12 protein-coding genes and 3 pseudogenes are annotated in these 15,219 nt (G+C 59.7%); 9 read left to right on the forward strand and 6 right to left on the reverse strand.

From position 1 onward, the window contains the following. The first annotated feature begins 347 nt into the window (after positions 1-347). From AWB69_RS45530 to AWB69_RS05105, 4 genes are all read left to right on the forward strand, one after another. Positions 348-716 (forward strand): helix-turn-helix domain-containing protein, encoded by a 369-nt coding sequence (locus tag AWB69_RS45530; protein ID WP_075643863.1) that lies wholly within the window; start codon positions 348-350, stop codon positions 714-716. 4 nt (positions 717-720) lie between these two features. Continuing rightward, positions 721-2,070: a type II toxin-antitoxin system HipA family toxin gene (locus tag AWB69_RS05095; RefSeq protein WP_063977748.1), complete on the forward strand. Its 1,350-nt coding sequence runs from the start codon at positions 721-723 to the stop codon at positions 2,068-2,070. A 254-nt stretch (positions 2,071-2,324) separates the two neighbouring features. Continuing rightward, positions 2,325-2,546 (forward strand): hypothetical protein, encoded by a 222-nt coding sequence (locus AWB69_RS05100; protein ID WP_062082816.1) that lies wholly within the window; start codon positions 2,325-2,327, stop codon positions 2,544-2,546. 231 nt (positions 2,547-2,777) lie between these two features. Next, positions 2,778-3,473, forward strand: a complete 696-nt coding sequence (locus AWB69_RS05105) for a glycine zipper 2TM domain-containing protein (RefSeq protein WP_062082818.1) — start codon at positions 2,778-2,780, stop codon at positions 3,471-3,473. Between the two features lie 596 nt (positions 3,474-4,069). On the opposite strand, the gene AWB69_RS49190 is transcribed toward AWB69_RS05105, so the two are convergent. After that, on the reverse strand, positions 4,070-4,324 hold the full coding sequence (locus AWB69_RS49190; RefSeq protein WP_075643864.1) for a hypothetical protein: 255 nt from the start codon (positions 4,322-4,324) through the stop codon (positions 4,070-4,072). A 722-nt stretch (positions 4,325-5,046) separates the two neighbouring features. Next, positions 5,047-5,205, reverse strand: a pseudogene (locus AWB69_RS05115) (Zn-dependent hydrolase); the annotation flags it as partial. Between the two features lie 255 nt (positions 5,206-5,460). On the opposite strand from AWB69_RS05115, the pseudogene AWB69_RS05120 reads away from it, so the two are divergent. Together AWB69_RS05120 and AWB69_RS05125 are read left to right on the forward strand one after the other, a co-directional pair. Beyond that, positions 5,461-5,646 (forward strand): annotated as a pseudogene (locus AWB69_RS05120) (porin); the annotation flags it as partial. Positions 5,647-5,915: 269 nt separating this feature from the next. Then, positions 5,916-7,460 (forward strand): methyl-accepting chemotaxis protein, encoded by a 1,545-nt coding sequence (locus AWB69_RS05125; protein WP_062082973.1) that lies wholly within the window; start codon positions 5,916-5,918, stop codon positions 7,458-7,460. 90 nt (positions 7,461-7,550) lie between these two features. On the opposite strand, the gene AWB69_RS05130 is transcribed toward AWB69_RS05125, so the two are convergent. The 4 genes from AWB69_RS05130 to AWB69_RS05145 form a co-directional block, all read right to left on the reverse strand. Continuing rightward, positions 7,551-8,552, reverse strand: a complete 1,002-nt coding sequence (locus AWB69_RS05130) for an extracellular catalytic domain type 1 short-chain-length polyhydroxyalkanoate depolymerase (RefSeq protein ID WP_062082828.1) — start codon at positions 8,550-8,552, stop codon at positions 7,551-7,553. Between the two features lie 42 nt (positions 8,553-8,594). Then, positions 8,595-9,014 carry a hypothetical protein gene (locus AWB69_RS05135; protein ID WP_062082975.1) on the reverse strand — a complete coding sequence of 140 codons (420 nt, stop codon included), beginning with the start codon at positions 9,012-9,014 and terminating at the stop codon, positions 8,595-8,597. A gap of 192 nt (positions 9,015-9,206) precedes the next feature. Next, positions 9,207-10,526: an MFS transporter gene (locus AWB69_RS05140; RefSeq protein ID WP_231936983.1), complete on the reverse strand. Its 1,320-nt coding sequence runs from the start codon at positions 10,524-10,526 to the stop codon at positions 9,207-9,209. 156 nt (positions 10,527-10,682) lie between these two features. Further along, positions 10,683-11,411, reverse strand: a complete 729-nt coding sequence (locus AWB69_RS05145) for a FadR/GntR family transcriptional regulator (protein ID WP_062082832.1) — start codon at positions 11,409-11,411, stop codon at positions 10,683-10,685. A 159-nt stretch (positions 11,412-11,570) separates the two neighbouring features. Here AWB69_RS05145 and AWB69_RS05150 point away from each other — a divergent pair. The 3 genes and pseudogenes from AWB69_RS05150 to AWB69_RS05160 form a co-directional block, all read left to right on the forward strand. Continuing rightward, a pseudogene (locus tag AWB69_RS05150) lies at positions 11,571-12,069 on the forward strand (MFS transporter); the annotation flags it as partial. 187 nt (positions 12,070-12,256) lie between these two features. Next, on the forward strand, positions 12,257-13,375 hold the full coding sequence (locus AWB69_RS05155) for a 3-deoxy-7-phosphoheptulonate synthase (protein WP_062082835.1): 1,119 nt from the start codon (positions 12,257-12,259) through the stop codon (positions 13,373-13,375). Between the two features lie 331 nt (positions 13,376-13,706). Then, complete coding sequence (locus AWB69_RS05160) at positions 13,707-15,170, forward strand: amino acid permease (protein WP_062082837.1); 1,464 nt, start codon at positions 13,707-13,709, stop codon at positions 15,168-15,170. Positions 15,171-15,219: the final 49 nt, after the last annotated feature.

The raw sequence follows: 15,219 nt of genomic DNA on the forward strand, positions 1-15,219 counted from the left end.
AACCTGCTCGCGGATAAACGCAACGCTATTCGGCGATCAGCGTGGAAACCGGACATGCAATCGTGCGTGCATTCGTCCGAGTCGCCAGCGCGTCCTGATCATCGGCGGGGGTGGAGGCAAATACCAGGGCGGAGCATCGACACCGTCACGCATCACCGGGAACGAGACAAAACCTGAGGAAGACCGCGAAAACGCAAGTCCAGTCGCACTCGCCATGCGTTCACGTTCAGATTGTGTTACCGCATTAATAGCCCTCACAAAGGCTACAACCCAAGGTAAAAGCCCATACAAGGATTCTCAAATCCTAAATTCAACAGCATTGCCGTTAAACTACTATAATGGCCCATATGGAGCCTATTAAACCCTTTAAAAGCCCTTCTGAAGGCCGTAAAGCTGGTAAACCGCTTCCTATCCCGGTACAACGGACACTCACGAAGCTTGGCGAAGACCTCAACCGTGCGCGCCGCCGCAGAGGGCTGACGCAGCAGGCGCTCGCCGGACGCATCGGGGCGGGGCTCAATACCGTCAAGCGGATGGAGAACGGCGATCCACACGTGCAGTTGCACTTCCTCGTGAGAGCGCTCCATTTCTTTGGAGAGCTGCAGCGGCTCAATGATCTTCTCGACAGCGGCCAGGACGATATCGGCCTCGCATTGATGGACGAAAAGCTGCCGCAGCGAGTGCGAACCGCGAAGAAAACCACCAAAGCGTTCTAACGGCATGGCAATGAAAACCCAACCCGCCAGGTCCGGCAAGCCCGGTATCAGTACAGCCCTGGAGGTTCACCTCGGGGCCGCCGGCACACTCGTGGGTCACCTGAACTACGTGAGCCAGGGGCGGCGCGAAGTGTCGCAGTTCGCCTATGACGAAACCTGGCTGGCCAATCCGGACCGGTTTGAAGTCTCTCCCGACCTGCCCCTCGAACCTGGCTACCAGCCGCGTCGCGCGCCCAACGCCGTGGACTCCGTGTTTCACTTCGCACTGGCCGACACCGCCCCTGACGCCTGGGGACGCCGTGTCATCAACCGGATACATGCCAAGGCGCGCCGTGATAATCCTCGCTTGCTGCCGCTGAACGAGCTCGACTATCTGTGCGCAGTGGACGACTTCAGCCGCATCGGAGCGCTGCGCCTTTGCAAGGAGGGAATCTGTCTGAGGACGGTTGACGAAGGCCGGCGCACGACGCCGCCCATGATCGAACTCGAGCGGATGTACAGAGCTACGCGTGCGGTCGAGACAGCCAGGGAAACCGTCGAGGACCTGCGCTATTTGCAAGGCAAGGGCACCTCGCTCGGGGGCATGCGGCCCAAATGCACCGTGCTGGATGAAAACGGCAAGCTCGCCATCGGGAAGTTTCCAAGCGTCAACGACACCGTCAACGTGACCCGGGGCGAAGTGCTGGCGCTAAGACTCGCGCGCCAAGCCGGCATTACGACGGCCAATGCGCGGTGCGTCACATTGAATGACGCACCGGTCGCCATCATCGAACGGTTTGACCGGGAGGATGGCGACCTGCGCGTCCCTTACCTGTCGGCTGCATCCATGCTGCAGGCCTCGCGCCAGAACGCCCACGCCTACACGGAGATCGTGGATGTCATGCAGCAAAAGTGCTCGCACCCCGACAACGACGCGCGGGAGCTATGGCGCCGCCTGGTTTTCAACCTGCTCATCACCAACACCGACGACCGTCTGCAGAACCTGGGTTTCCTATACGACGGCAACGGCCTGTGGCGCATTTCTCCTGCGTTCGACGTGAACCCGATGCCCGGCAAGGTGCGAGAGTCCAAGACCTGGCTCACTGAAGACGCAGGTCCTATCGAATCAGTCGGGATGCTTCTGGATACGTGCGCCTATTTTTCACTGACCGACGCGCAGGCAAAGATGATCCTGGCCGAAGTCCTGGATGCAGTCATGGACTGGCGGCAAGTTGCCGTTACGCCGGAAGTCGGGCTCGGCGCTCAGGAGCTGGACGACTTCGAGGACGCCTTCGAGCACGCCCAGACGGATCAGGCCCGCAAGATATTGGGCCGGCCCATGCTGCGGCCTGAGCTCGCGGAAGATGCCCGTTAGGAGCCCCGCAGCAAGCCGTGGGTCGAGCACATTCGACCGTCGGGCAAAGGTCGCCAGGCTAAGGTTTCTTTAAGTATTTCCGCCTACTCTTGTGATAACGGCTGTTCACAGACGCCGGCACGGACGATAAAACCGTTCAATCCTCAGCCCGGCTATTTCCCGTGTATACGGCTCGAAGTGCGAGGGTGTTCGTGTCGTTATGTCCCTCGACGAGCGCAACGCCTTGCATGAAACGCGTAGCCTGGGAGTCCATCATGAAACAGCTTGTCTGCGCGGTCATCGCCGCTTCGGTCCTGATGTTGCCCGCCGTGTCGTTTGCCGCCCAAGCCGATGGTCCAAGAGCGCTGGACCGCATCGTTCAACAGAACGAGAAGTATGAAAGAGATCACCCGCGGCAATCACCAACGGTCAATGGCGAGCGCAAGGCTGCGGATAAGTCCATAGGCGAGTCCCCTTCCAACGCAGACTCGCGTTAAGCGGACATTAAACCGACGCACCGAGAGGTGTGCCCGCGCCGGGCGCACCGCATTTCTCGCCCTCGTGCTCCCTACATGCTGCGTACGTGGTCGATCGGCGCCTGCCATCGGCTAGCGGTTATCACCTGCGCTCGTCATGTCCGACAATTGCTTACACATCTCACAAGCAGACGGTAAGCGTGCACTCCGGCGGCTGCGTTGTATAGGGACGCATCCACCCTGGAGATTGCCGTGAGCGCCAATCCGAACGTGTCAGAGTCCTCAGAGTCACTCCGCAGCCGTATTCACCCGTTGATTGCAGCCGCCGCAGTAGCGGTCATTGTTGTCAGCGGCGTGGGGGTCGCTGCATTGACCGGGATTCTCCCCTCATCGAAAGCGGTTCCGGCCGCAGTGTCCGCTCCCGCGCTCATCGATACACAGCCCAGCGATTCCTTGAACGGCTTGAAGCCCAATGTGCAGCCGCAAGCGCCGAGCATAGCGCCGGCTCAGCCCGTGACGCACCACCATCACGTTGCCCCGCCGCCGCAAAACTACGCATCGAACGAACTCAATCGCGCGCCTGCGGGACCGGCTTTCCCCGCCGCTCCCGCTATGGACCCGTACGCCGGCCAGGTCGTGTCCATCACCACGGTCAGGACGGCTGAGCCCACCACGGGCCTGGGTGCCTTGGGCGGCGCTGTATTGGGCGGTCTTGCCGGTACTCAGATTGGCAACGGGCATGGACGTACGGCCGCAACCATAGTCGGTGCACTTGGCGGCGGCCTGGCGGGCAACACGGTGGAGCATGCGGTGCACAAGGCAACCACATACGATGTGCAAGTCCGCATGGAAGACGGTAGTTACCGGAACTTCAGCTACCAGACGGACCCGGGTCTTCAGACAGGCCAGCGCGTGCATGTTTCCGGCGACTCGCTGACTGCATCCTGAGTCACTGCGATGGCGGGGGTTGGGGGGTGCAAACTTCGACCTTCGACTTTCGACCTTGTCTCGCAAACCGAACGCCGCAGCGATGTCTGCGAAGCCGTTTCCTCATGGGGATAAAACGGCTTCGCGAAAATGGCTGCGGCGCTTGATACTCAATCGGCAATTCTCACGCAAGCGGCTTTCACCCGAACAGGTGTCTGATTTTTTGCCAGAACGCGAACCGGTGCCGGGGTGTGACCTCCGCCGACACTTCTTCGTCGGGATGAAAGTGGACCTCCTTAACCTGCCGAACCTGTGAGACAAGCAGCCCGATGTACATGGTGACTCTCCCAACGTTAGACTTTTAAGTTCACGGAAAAGTCGGAAGCTCGGAGTTTGAACGCGCAGGCGCGTGGCGACGGGCTTACCCTCTTCCGCTAGTAGCGGGAATTGCGTATGAAGATATTGTTGTTTCCGCCATAACCCCCCTTTCTTTTCCGCTTATCAGTCGTCCGTTGTTAGCCGCCGCTATCGCGGTGACCATCATTCTTATACTAGCAGTTCAATAAGATAAGTATCCCAAACTATTGGTGTGTCCCTTAACGCATTCAAAACGCCGGTCAATGTTCGGTGACACATCCCATGGTCATGTTAGGCCGACCCGACGCCGGGGGGAACACACACCAGCAGCCGTCATCGTGCCGAAAGAAAAGCAGTGCGCGAGATCCAAGCGGCAATGCGGTTTCTACACACACATACCGCCTTCCACCTGACCGTGTGCGGCTGAACTCGGTGACACGAACTGGCGTTGAGAGGCCGGGAGCCAGCCATTTGTCGACCTGCGTACGTAGCGAATATTCATGCGTGGATTTCATGTGCTGCTCCGGCAAACGACTCTTGCTCGACCTCGTTTCGCGCGGACTTGATGCTGTCCGTGGGCCGCCCTGTTTCTTCATCCGGGCTTTGATCTATGGTCCTGCTGAGCGCCGACGCCCTCAGTGCGCTACACCGCGCGAGATGCTTTAAATCCGCAAGTTGAGCAACAAGCTGTCTGGCTGTCCTGCGTTTCATGACAAACCTCCCGCACCGCAACCTGAACTTGATAAAACACTTTAACTGTATGCCTGGATCGCCCGTTTGGGAGCGTTGTAGGCAAAATCGCAACACTTTGTCGCAAAGGGAATAAGCGCCGGATTGATCACCACGTATTTGCGATGGCTGTTTAAATCGGCGGCTGCTCGCCATGTTTGTTTATCGGCACAGGGGATTCGGACTTGAGTGTCGGCGATCAATACCGCGGACGTTTTTTTAGGTAGGGGTGACCGCCGTACGGCAACGGCCGGCTGTCATGGACAAGAGGCGTCACGCTACGCCTCACGCGACAGCGTTGTTATTAGTCGCCCTCAGATGCGCAAATGGCTCCGCCGAAGTATCGAGGGAGCCATTGCGCGGCGCATTGAAAGCATGCAATGGAGGAACAATCAGTCGACGCTTCTCATGGCACCGGCGCGAGCGTGCGCGGCGCGTCGTCGGGCTGAAACGAATTGGCGGCGGCAGGATTCACAGTTGGTGAACGCTACGGACTCGCGGCCGTTCTTTACAGTCCCGCCTCACGCGCCAGCACCGTATCCAGCTCGCGAATGGTCTGATACAACACGCGCGTACCGTCGACCAGCTGTTGCGGTTCGATCCATTCTTCATGGCAGTGGCTGCGGCCGTTCAAACAGGGAATGAAGATCATGCCGATCGGTCCCGTCGCATCAGGCGTCCGCGTGCCGAATCCAAGCGGCAAGGTATGGATAGGGAGGACGAAGACGCGCTGTGCGATCCACTAGCCCGGCGGTACATCTGGACTGCGACATAGGTGAGGACGGCGGCGAACAGCACCGTAAGCAGAAGAACGTTGAGCGAAATTTTGATTTGTTTCCAATCTCTATAAATAGTTATCCGAAATAAAATTTCGTGATCTTAAAAGATAGCGATTCAATTATCGAATGGACGAAATTTGACACAGCCCAAATACAACCAGTTCAACCTGACGGCTGAATATGCGTTGTCGAAGCAGACATCGGTGTATGTGCTGGGCGTATTCCAGAAAGCGGCCGGCGATGCATCCGTCGCCCAGATCGCGGGCTTCAATCCTTCAAGCAACCAGAAGCAGGCGGTGGGACGAGTGGGGATTCGCAGCAGTTTTTGATTCCATGATCTGACCACTGGCAGTACAGCGGCGTGACCGGTTGCGCTATGAAGTTGTGCAACCGGTCACACACCTATAGGTATCTGTATCGCACAGTCTTATCGTCTGATGAATCGAATGACGTGCTTGTTTCACTGCTACGGGTTATCCCAGCCCTACATTCCGGTACCGCTTTGCCGTAAAGAAGACAGGCATAGCGTTCGGCAACGCCCGACGCCGCGCATTTAATCAGACGATTCAATTTAGGCGATGGCGGAAACATGAAGAAGATGACGTTGAATCAGAAGCTAGGATCAATGATCGCCGTGCTATGGCTCGGACTGGTCGCGATCGGAGTCATAGGGGCATGGCAAGGCCGTTCATCAACGATGGACGATCGTCGTGATCAGTTGAAAGCGCTGGTCGCCGAAGGTATCAGCACCGTGACGCATTTCCAGAGTCTCGCCGCGAACAAGACGATCTCCGAAGACGAGGCGAAAAAGCGCGCGCTTGAAGTGCTTTCTTCAATGCGCTACGGCACGGACGGCTACATCTCGGTCAACGACTCGCAGGCCACGATGATCATGCATCCGATCAAGCCGGCCATGAACGGGCACAACTTCGCGAACTTCACCGACCCGGCGGGCAACAAGCTCTTTATCAATCTCATCAACGCGGCCAACTCGACGCCCGATGGCGGCTTCGCCAACTATCTGTGGTCGAAGCCCGGCAGCGATGCCCCGGTGCCGAAGATGAGTTTCGCGAAGCACTTCGTGCCGTGGGACTGGATCGTCGTGACCGGCATGTACACGGATGACATCGACGCCGCGTTCTACGCAAGCGCGCTGCGCTGGTTCGCAATCACGGCCGTACTCGGCGTGCTCGCTTCAGTGGTCATGTTGCTGGTGTTACGCAGCATCAAGCGCGAACTCGGCGGCGATCCGTCGATTGCTGTCAGCGCGGCACAACGCATTGCACGAGGCGACCTGACCACGCACGTACCGCTTGCCGACGGCGATTCCCACAGCCTGATGTTCGCGTTGAGCGAGATGCAGAGCGGCTTGGTGGAAACCGTCACGCGCGTGCGCACCGGGACCGAGAACATCAACGTGGGAGCATCGGAGATTGCAGCGGGGAATACCGACCTGTCGCAACGCACCGAGCAGCAGGCGGCCGCACTCGTACAGACTGCATCGAGCATGGACGAGATGACGGCGAACGTGAAGCAGAACGCCGACAGCGCGACGCAAGCGGCCAAGCTGGCCGGCGAAGCCGCCGATGTGGCCCAACGCGGCAGCGGCGTGGTTGAACAGGTCATTCACACCATGACGCGCATTACGGAAAGCTCGAAGCAGATTGGCGACATCATCGGCGTAATCGACGGCATTGCGTTCCAGACCAACATCCTGGCGCTGAACGCGGCCGTGGAGGCTGCGCGCGCCGGTGAACAAGGACGCGGGTTTGCCGTGGTGGCAGCAGAAGTGCGCAGCCTCGCACAACGCTCGGCGACCGCCGCGAAGGAGATCAAGGCGCTGATCGGGACGTCGACGGAGACGGTGAAGGAAGGCGCGTCGCTGGTGTCGAACGCCGGCGCCACGATGGGAGAAATCGTGAGTTCGGTGCGCCGAGTGAACGAGATCCTCGATGAAATCAGCCACGCTTCGAATGAGCAAAGTGCCGGTATTGAACAGGTGAACCGCGCAGTGGGTGAAATGGACCAGGTGACGCAGCAGAACGCGGCGCTGGTGGAAGAAGCGGCAGCGGCGGCGCATTCACTGAAGGATCAGGTCGATGTGCTGCGTGAAGCGATCGGGAGCTTTTCGCTGCCGGCTTGAGCGGCTCTATTGAGTTGCACGATGAACGAAAGGGCCATTCATTTGGCCCTTTCGTCTTGAATCCCCAGGCACTCTGTATTGCGCTACGGGTCAGTTTTGCAACGGATGATCGAGGAAAAAGCGCATCATGATCGTGCTCGCATCAGGGCCCATTGAATCGGTGTACGAACCATTGGCGTTACCACCCGCCCACGCGTGCGGTGCGCCGTGAATAAGCCACAGCTCTGCATCAACGCCGTCCGCTGATTTCAGCCGTTCCACCGTGCTCGTACGCTTGCCCGCTTCGGCACGGGAGGTCTCGTCGAACACCACGGCCTGAGCGCCGAAACCACGCAGCAGCCCAGCCGCATTCGACGGATGCACAGTTGCGTCGGCATCACCGTGAAACACGATCAGCGGTCGCTTCGGTGCTTCCGCTCGACGAGCACGAGGTGGCTTTCCGCCCCGCATGGCCGCCAGCGCGGACTGCAGGTCATGTGCCGAACCCACGGCCAGCCCTGAATGCACGCACGCCGCGGCGTAAAGATCCGGATACGCCTGGACCATGATGGCGGCCATGGCCCCACCCGCCGACAAACCGGCCACGAATACCCGCGACGGGTCGACTGCTTGCTTCGACATCACTTCACGCGTGATGCCTGCGATCAATGCCGGCTCGCCGCTGTCTCGCCGTTGATCAGCGGGCTTGAACCAGTTCCAGCACTTCGATGCGTTCGCCCCCTGCGGCTGCACCGGATACACCACGATGCATCCGTCGCGCTCTGCCAGCGCGTTCATTTGCGTGCCTGCGGCGAAGTCATCGGCATCCTGCGTACAGCCATGCAGCATCACCACCAGCGGCAAGGGCCGGCCGTTGTGATGCTTCGGCACATAAAGCTTGTAGTTCCGATGACCGGCGGCGTTGCTGAACGTATGCGTCGTGAAGGTGCCCGGATACGTGACAGCCGGCGCATCTGTATTCGTTTGGGGTGCCGGCTGAGCGTGCCCGCCAAGCGCACGCTGCAGTGCTGCCGTTGCTTCCTGCGGGCCGCGCGTGCGCAGCAGCTTCATTGCATCCTGCATTGAATGCAGGAATTCTTCACTGAGTTTCATTATCTTTCCCATTATTCCCTGCTTTTCTTTCTATAAGCATCACTAAGCAATCCGGCTGGCCAATGCAGCTTTCACCGCAGGCGAGGCGTGAAAAGCGCCGAGCACGACGATCGATGCGATCGTTTCGAGCGCCAGTTCGGGGGACACGTCGGCAGCGATGCTCGCGAGTCCCAACACCTGAATATCGAACCGCTCGCCCGCCTCTCGTGCCGCTTCAAGATCGCGCTTCGAAAAGTGCTGCATGCCCAGCACCAGCGCGCGCCGTGTCACCGTTTCGTTCAGGACCTGAGCGTGGGTCGCCAGCTGGTTGCGGATAGCCGTACGAATCAGGTCCGTGCGGTTGGAATAGAACCCCTCTTCCACCAGCAGGTCGATCTGCCCCAGGTCAACCGGACCCAGGTTGATCGTGATCTTCTCCGTCTCACCGCCCTTCGGCCTGAGTACTTCAACTTTCTCAATCATCAAAAACATCCCATTACCATCCAATGAGATGGTTATAGGCTGGTTTTTGGGGTGCGTCAAGGTTTTTTCCGGTCGTCAGGAGCGACGGAAACGGGAACGAGGGCTGGAAGTTCGCGGAAGATCGACAATCGGCCGTGGATGGCGGGGATTGACTGGCGACCGTGGGGTATCGGCGCAAGACGTGATCAAATCTCACGCCCCCTGAGTCACTCCCCGCTCCGGCACCACCCTGCGCACCATGAACCAATAAAACAGCGCGGAGCATCCCGCAATCAACCCGCCTGAAATCAACGCGATCGAATAAGAGCCGGTTTTATCGACGATAAACCCCGCCACCACCGGCGAGAACGCGCCGCCGAAATACCCGCCGAAGTTCTGGATCGCGCTGACGGAGGCGACCATCGACTTGGGCGCAACGTCCGACGCCAGCGCCCACGCCGCGCCAATGATCGCTGCGAGGAACGCAAGACCCAGCGTCATCAGCGTGATGGTGAGACCGAGGGAATTGACGAAGGGGATCGCCACTGCTGACGCCGCCGCGCCAATCGCGCAGATCACGATCCACATGCGCTTGGCGTCAATAGACGTCGCCATTCCGCGATCGACCATCTTCTTGGTCAGATACCCCACGATGATTTCGCCTGCCGCGCCGCCAATCCATGGAATGCTCGCGTAAATACCGAGTTGTACGAACGATATATGGAATCGATCGAGCAAATACAACGGCAGGAACACGAGGAACAGGTTCCACAACCAGATTGCGCAGAAGTAGCCGAGGATCATGCCCCACACGCTGCGGTGCGTGAACAATCCGCGCCACTCGTGGGTTGAATTGCTGATCGACCGCTCGCGGCCGCCTCCGCCCGCTTCTATATAAGCAAACTCTTCCTTCGAAAGCCGCTTGCTCTGCTCGGGATTTCGATAAAGAAAAAGAAAAACGATAGCGAATGCAATGCCGACAGCCCCAGCCACATGAAAGAGCGAGCGCCATCCAAACGCGATCATCAACGCGACGAGCACAGCGGGGGCAAGCGCAGGCCCCCATTTTGACGATGAATCCCAGATGCCCGTGGCAAACCCGCGTTCCTTGGTCGGGAACCACGCGGCGGTAATCTTCGCCGAGGTCGGCCAGCACGGCGCTTCGCCGACCGCCAGCAACGCGCGCATCACGAGCAGTGCGCTGACCGACCCGACCACGCCGGTCATGTAGGTCGCAATGCTCCACCAGATCATGGCAACCGCGTAGGCCTTCTTTGCGCCGAAGCGGTCGATCACCCAGCCCGCCGGTAATTGCATGACCGCGTAAGTCCACGCGAACACGGTGCCAAGCAAGCCGATCTGCGTGCGTGAAAGCCCAAGTTCGCGAATCATTTCCGGTGCGGCGATGGAAAGACTCGCCCGGTCGATGTAATTAATGATGCCGCCCGCCACCAGCCATATCAGCACGGTCCAGCGAAAATTCATGCCGGCGCCGGCTGCTACTCCGGCTGGAGATACGAGCTTGTCAGCCACATCCGTCTCCTCGTCTACGCGAATGGACGCCTTTTCACAGGCTTTTAATGGTCACACTATATTTCGCGTTGAATGGGAGCGGTAACGGAGTAAACCCGGACTTAAATCATCAATAGTCTGACTATATTTCCACTAATTGGTTAAATTGAATCGCCATCAAGCGCGGCGCGCACCGCCGTCCTCGAGCACGCTGTCCGCATCAACGCGTGCGCTTTCGAGCTGCACCAGACTGGCCTGCCGCGCGCCCAACGGATCGCGGCTTTGAATGGCCGTCAGGATCGCCTTGTGCCTCGGCAAGGAGAGCGCGTGGGTATCGGGATGACGACTGGTCAGGCGGATGGATTCGGACAATGCGAGCGACAGCATATTGCCGATGTACGCAAGCATGTCGTTGTGCGTGGCTGCCATGATCGCGCGATGAAACTCCAGGTCGGGCTCGAGCAATTCCGGCGCGGTTGCGGCCGCTTCCATGCGCTCGTAAGCCGCCTCGATCCGTGCAAGGTCGTCACTGCTGCCGCTGGTCGCCGCGAGCGCTGCAGCAGCAGGTTCAATGATGCGCCGCACGGTGAGCAGCGCGCGGAAGAATTCGCCTTCGGGCACGCTGCTGAGCGTCCAGTGGAGCACGTCGGGATCTAGCATGTGCCAGTCGGCGCGCGGCCTGACGACACTGCCCACCCGCGGCTTCGACACCACGAGCCCCTTCGCGACCAGCACGCGTGTCGCCTCCCTTAGCACGGGACGGCTCACGCCGTAGGTCTCGCACAGCAGCACTTCGGCGGGCAGCCGTTCACCCGGCGCAACCTTGCCGCCGACGATATCCATGCCGAGATCCTGCACGATGCGCCCGTGCATGCTTTTGCCTTGCTGGAGATGTCGATAGTCCATGTTCAGTGAAAGAAAGCCTCGGTCCTGACCGACGTACGCATAGCATAAGCACCGCGAAAAGTCCAAAATAGTATGACTAAATTGCGGGTAAAAGCGTCCGAATTGTTATGGGGACAAGATTTAGTATTACTTTAATTAAAAAAGGATACCGGAGACGAAATCTTGAATCGCGAAACACGCGTCATCAGGCTGATGACGGCCAAGCTCATCCCGTTTCTCATTCTGCTCTATCTGGTCGCCTACATTGACTGCTCCACGCTCGGCTTCGCCAAGCTGCAGATGAACGCGGATGCCGCTATTGGCGATGCAGCGTACGGTCTCGGCGCGGGCCTGTTTTTCATCGGCTATTTCCTGTGCGAAGTGCCGAGCAACGTCTTCCTGGTGCGCTTCGGCGCGCGCCGCTGGTTCGCGCGCATCCTGATCACGTGGGGCGCCATCACGGTAGCCATGTCGCTCATCAACGGACCGGTGAGCTTCTACGTGCTGCGGTTCCTGCTTGGCGCGGCCGAAGCGGGTTTTTATCCCGGCGTGGTGTTCTACCTGAGCCAGTGGTTTCCGGCGGCATCGCGGGCGCATATTCGGTTTGTTCCTGTTGTCCCAGCCCTTCGCGCTGATCGTGACGGGGCCGCTCGCCGGCGGTTTGCCAGGCATGGAAGGTGGCGGAATGAAGATCCAGGCTAAAGACTCAGGCGGCCCATTGTTTCAATCGCGCTCGTGGACACAGCGGATTTTGCAAATCCAACCCCGAGTGCGAGCAACCGGCTCCACAGTCTCAGCCGCGTCCCAAAGCACGGCTCAAATGCGATAATCCCGGCCTGTCACCTTGTTTTCCGGAGAATCATCCAATGAGCCGCCTCGACAACCCGTTTCACGACCAGGAGGCCGGCCGTGCCGACTCGACGCAAGACACTACCCGCATCGACGACGTCCGCATCGGTGCCGTCCGTCCGCTGATTTCCCCCGCGCTGCTGCAAGACGACTTGCCCGTGCCGCTCGCGGTGCAGGCGCTGGTTGAAAAAAGCCGCGTTGAAATAGCCGACATTCTTCACGGCGGCAACGACCGGCTGGTTGTTGTCGTCGGACCGTGCTCGATTCACGACCATGACCAGGCGCTTGAATACGCCCATCTCCTGAAGGCCACCGCTGACGAACTGCGCGACGACCTGCTGATCGTGATGCGCGTGTACTTCGAAAAACCCCGCACCACGGTGGGCTGGAAGGGTTACATCAACGACCCGCTTCTGGACGGCACATTCCGGATCAACGAAGGCCTGCGCCGTGCACGCCAGCTACTGCTGGACATCAGCGGCATCGGCTTGCCGACGGGCACCGAGTTTCTCGACCTGCTGAGCCCGCAGTACATCGCGGACCTGATTGCATGGGGTGCTATCGGCGCGCGTACGACCGAGAGTCAGAGCCATCGGCAACTGGCGTCCGGGCTTAGCTGCCCTATCGGTTTCAAGAACGGCACAGACGGCGGCGTGCAGATCGCGGCGGATGCAATCGTCGCGGCGCAAGCAAGCCACGCGTTCATGGGCATGACCAAGATGGGCATGGCTGCCATCTTCGAAACCCGCGGCAATGCGGACGCGCACGTGATCCTGCGCGGCGGCAAGAAGGGGCCGAACTACGATAGCGAAGGGGTCGCCGCCGCCTGTGCCGCACTGAAGGACGTGGGCCTTCGTGAGCAGGTGATGATCGATTGCTCGCATGCGAATTCGGGCAAGTCGCATCTGCGCCAGATCGAGGTAGGTCAGGACATCGCGCGGCAACTCAGCGGCGGCGACTCGCGCATTATCGGCGTGATGATCGAAAGTCATCTGGAAGAAGGCCGGCAAGACCTGAAGCCCGGTGTAGCACTGCGACGCGGCGTCTCCATTACCGATGCCTGCCTCGCGTGGACACAAACCGAACCGGTCTTGCAGACACTTGCTGCTGCAGTACGTGAGCGCCGCAAGCACTGATACCGAGTCAATACGAAGCTCCGCGAGCTTCGTTGAACGTTGCATTGCCGCAAACCTGTCGCGTGCTCACGCGTTTGTTCAATCCTCCTCTGTAGCACTGCGCATGCCACGCTGATCTTGCACTCCGAGCGGGGCAAGATCAGGGCATTGCATAGCTTCACTTTGAATTTCATTAGGCATAGACTAAATCCGTCAGCGTCGCTCACTCGTTGAAGTGAGTCGACGTGAGTCGTCTTGCATCAAGCGTTTTTCGTAGTGACTCGCCAAGTTGATCCGGGCAATACGCCCGCACCAACTCGTGCCCACCAACGTACAACCGAGGCGACACATCATGGCTGACACGAGTTACATGGCGCGCAAATCCGTTGCGGATATAGTCAAGAGTGCTGACGGCGGCGAGCGCCCGCTAGCGAAAACGCTGGGCGCACTCAGCATTACGGCAATGGGCATTGGCGCCATCATCGGCGCCGGCATCTTCGTGCTGACAGGCACCGCCGCCGCCCAGTTCGCGGGACCGGCCATCATCCTGTCGTTCATTCTGGGCGGTATTGCGTGCGCGTTTGTCGGGCTGTGTTATTCCGAACTCGCGGCCATGCTGCCCGTGTGCGGCAGCAGCTACACCTACACATACGCCACGCTGGGCGAGGTGTTTGCATGGATCATCGGCTGGGACCTGATCCTCGAGTACGCCATGGGCGCGTCCACCGTTGCGGTCGGTTGGTCGGGCTATATCGTCAGCCTGCTCCATAACGTGGGCATCTCCATTCCACCCCGGCTGGCGGCGGCTCCCGGCACCATGGTGAAGCTTGCCGACGGAACATCCGTGGCGGGCATGGTCAACCTGCCGGCTGTCTTCATCATCGCGATCCTCACGTTGATGCTTGTGATGGGGACCAAGGAGTCGGCGCGGCTCAACAACGTCATGGTCGCGATCAAGCTGTTTGTCGTGGTGGCGTTTCTCGCGCTGGGCGTGTTCTTCGTGCATCCCGCGAACTGGCATCCGTTCATCCCGGCGAACACGGGCGAGTTCGGCAACTTCGGCATGAGCGGAATCCTGCGTGGCTCCGCGGTCGTGTTCTTTGCGTTCATCGGTTTCGATGCGGTATCGACCTGTGCCCAGGAAGCCAGGAAACCGCAGCGCGACATGCCGATCGGCATTCTCGGCTCACTGGTAATCTGCACGATCCTGTACATCGCGGTGGCGGGGGTGCTCACCGGACTTGTGCCTTATGGCGAATTGAACGTGCCCGATCCTATTGCGAGGGGCGTGGACGTGATTGGCCTCACGTGGTTCTCCATCCTGATCAAGATTGGCGCGCTGACCGGCCTGACGACCGTGATCCTTGTGCTGTTGTACGGACAGAGCCGCATCTTCTTCACGATGTCGCAGGATGGCTTGCTGCCCGGATTGTTCGCGCAGGTTCATCCCCGCCTGAAGACGCCTCACCTCAGCCAGACCATGATTGGCGTGGTCGTTGCCATTGTCGCGGCCTTCACGCCAATCAGCGTGCTGGGCGAGATGGTGAGCATCGGCACGCTGTTCGCCTTCGTCCTGGTGTGCGGCGCAGTGATCTACCTGCGGCGCAGCGACTCCGATGCAAGCCGGCCGTTTCGTGTGCCGGGCGTGCCGGTCGTGCCCATCCTCGGCATCCTGTTTTGCGTGCTCCTAATGACCGGCCTGCCACTCGTCACGTGGGCGCGACTGGTGGTCTGGCTGGTGATCGGGCTCGTGATCTACATCTCGTATGGACGCAATAACTCGCGGCTGCGGCATCCGGAGCGGCACGCGGGATAACAATGCAGCCCGTGTCGCGCGGCGGCAGCTTGGGGCAGGGTCAGACACC

This window comes from Caballeronia udeis (assembly GCF_001544555.2).
In the GTDB taxonomy this organism is placed as follows: Bacteria; Pseudomonadota; Gammaproteobacteria; order Burkholderiales; family Burkholderiaceae; genus Caballeronia; species Caballeronia udeis.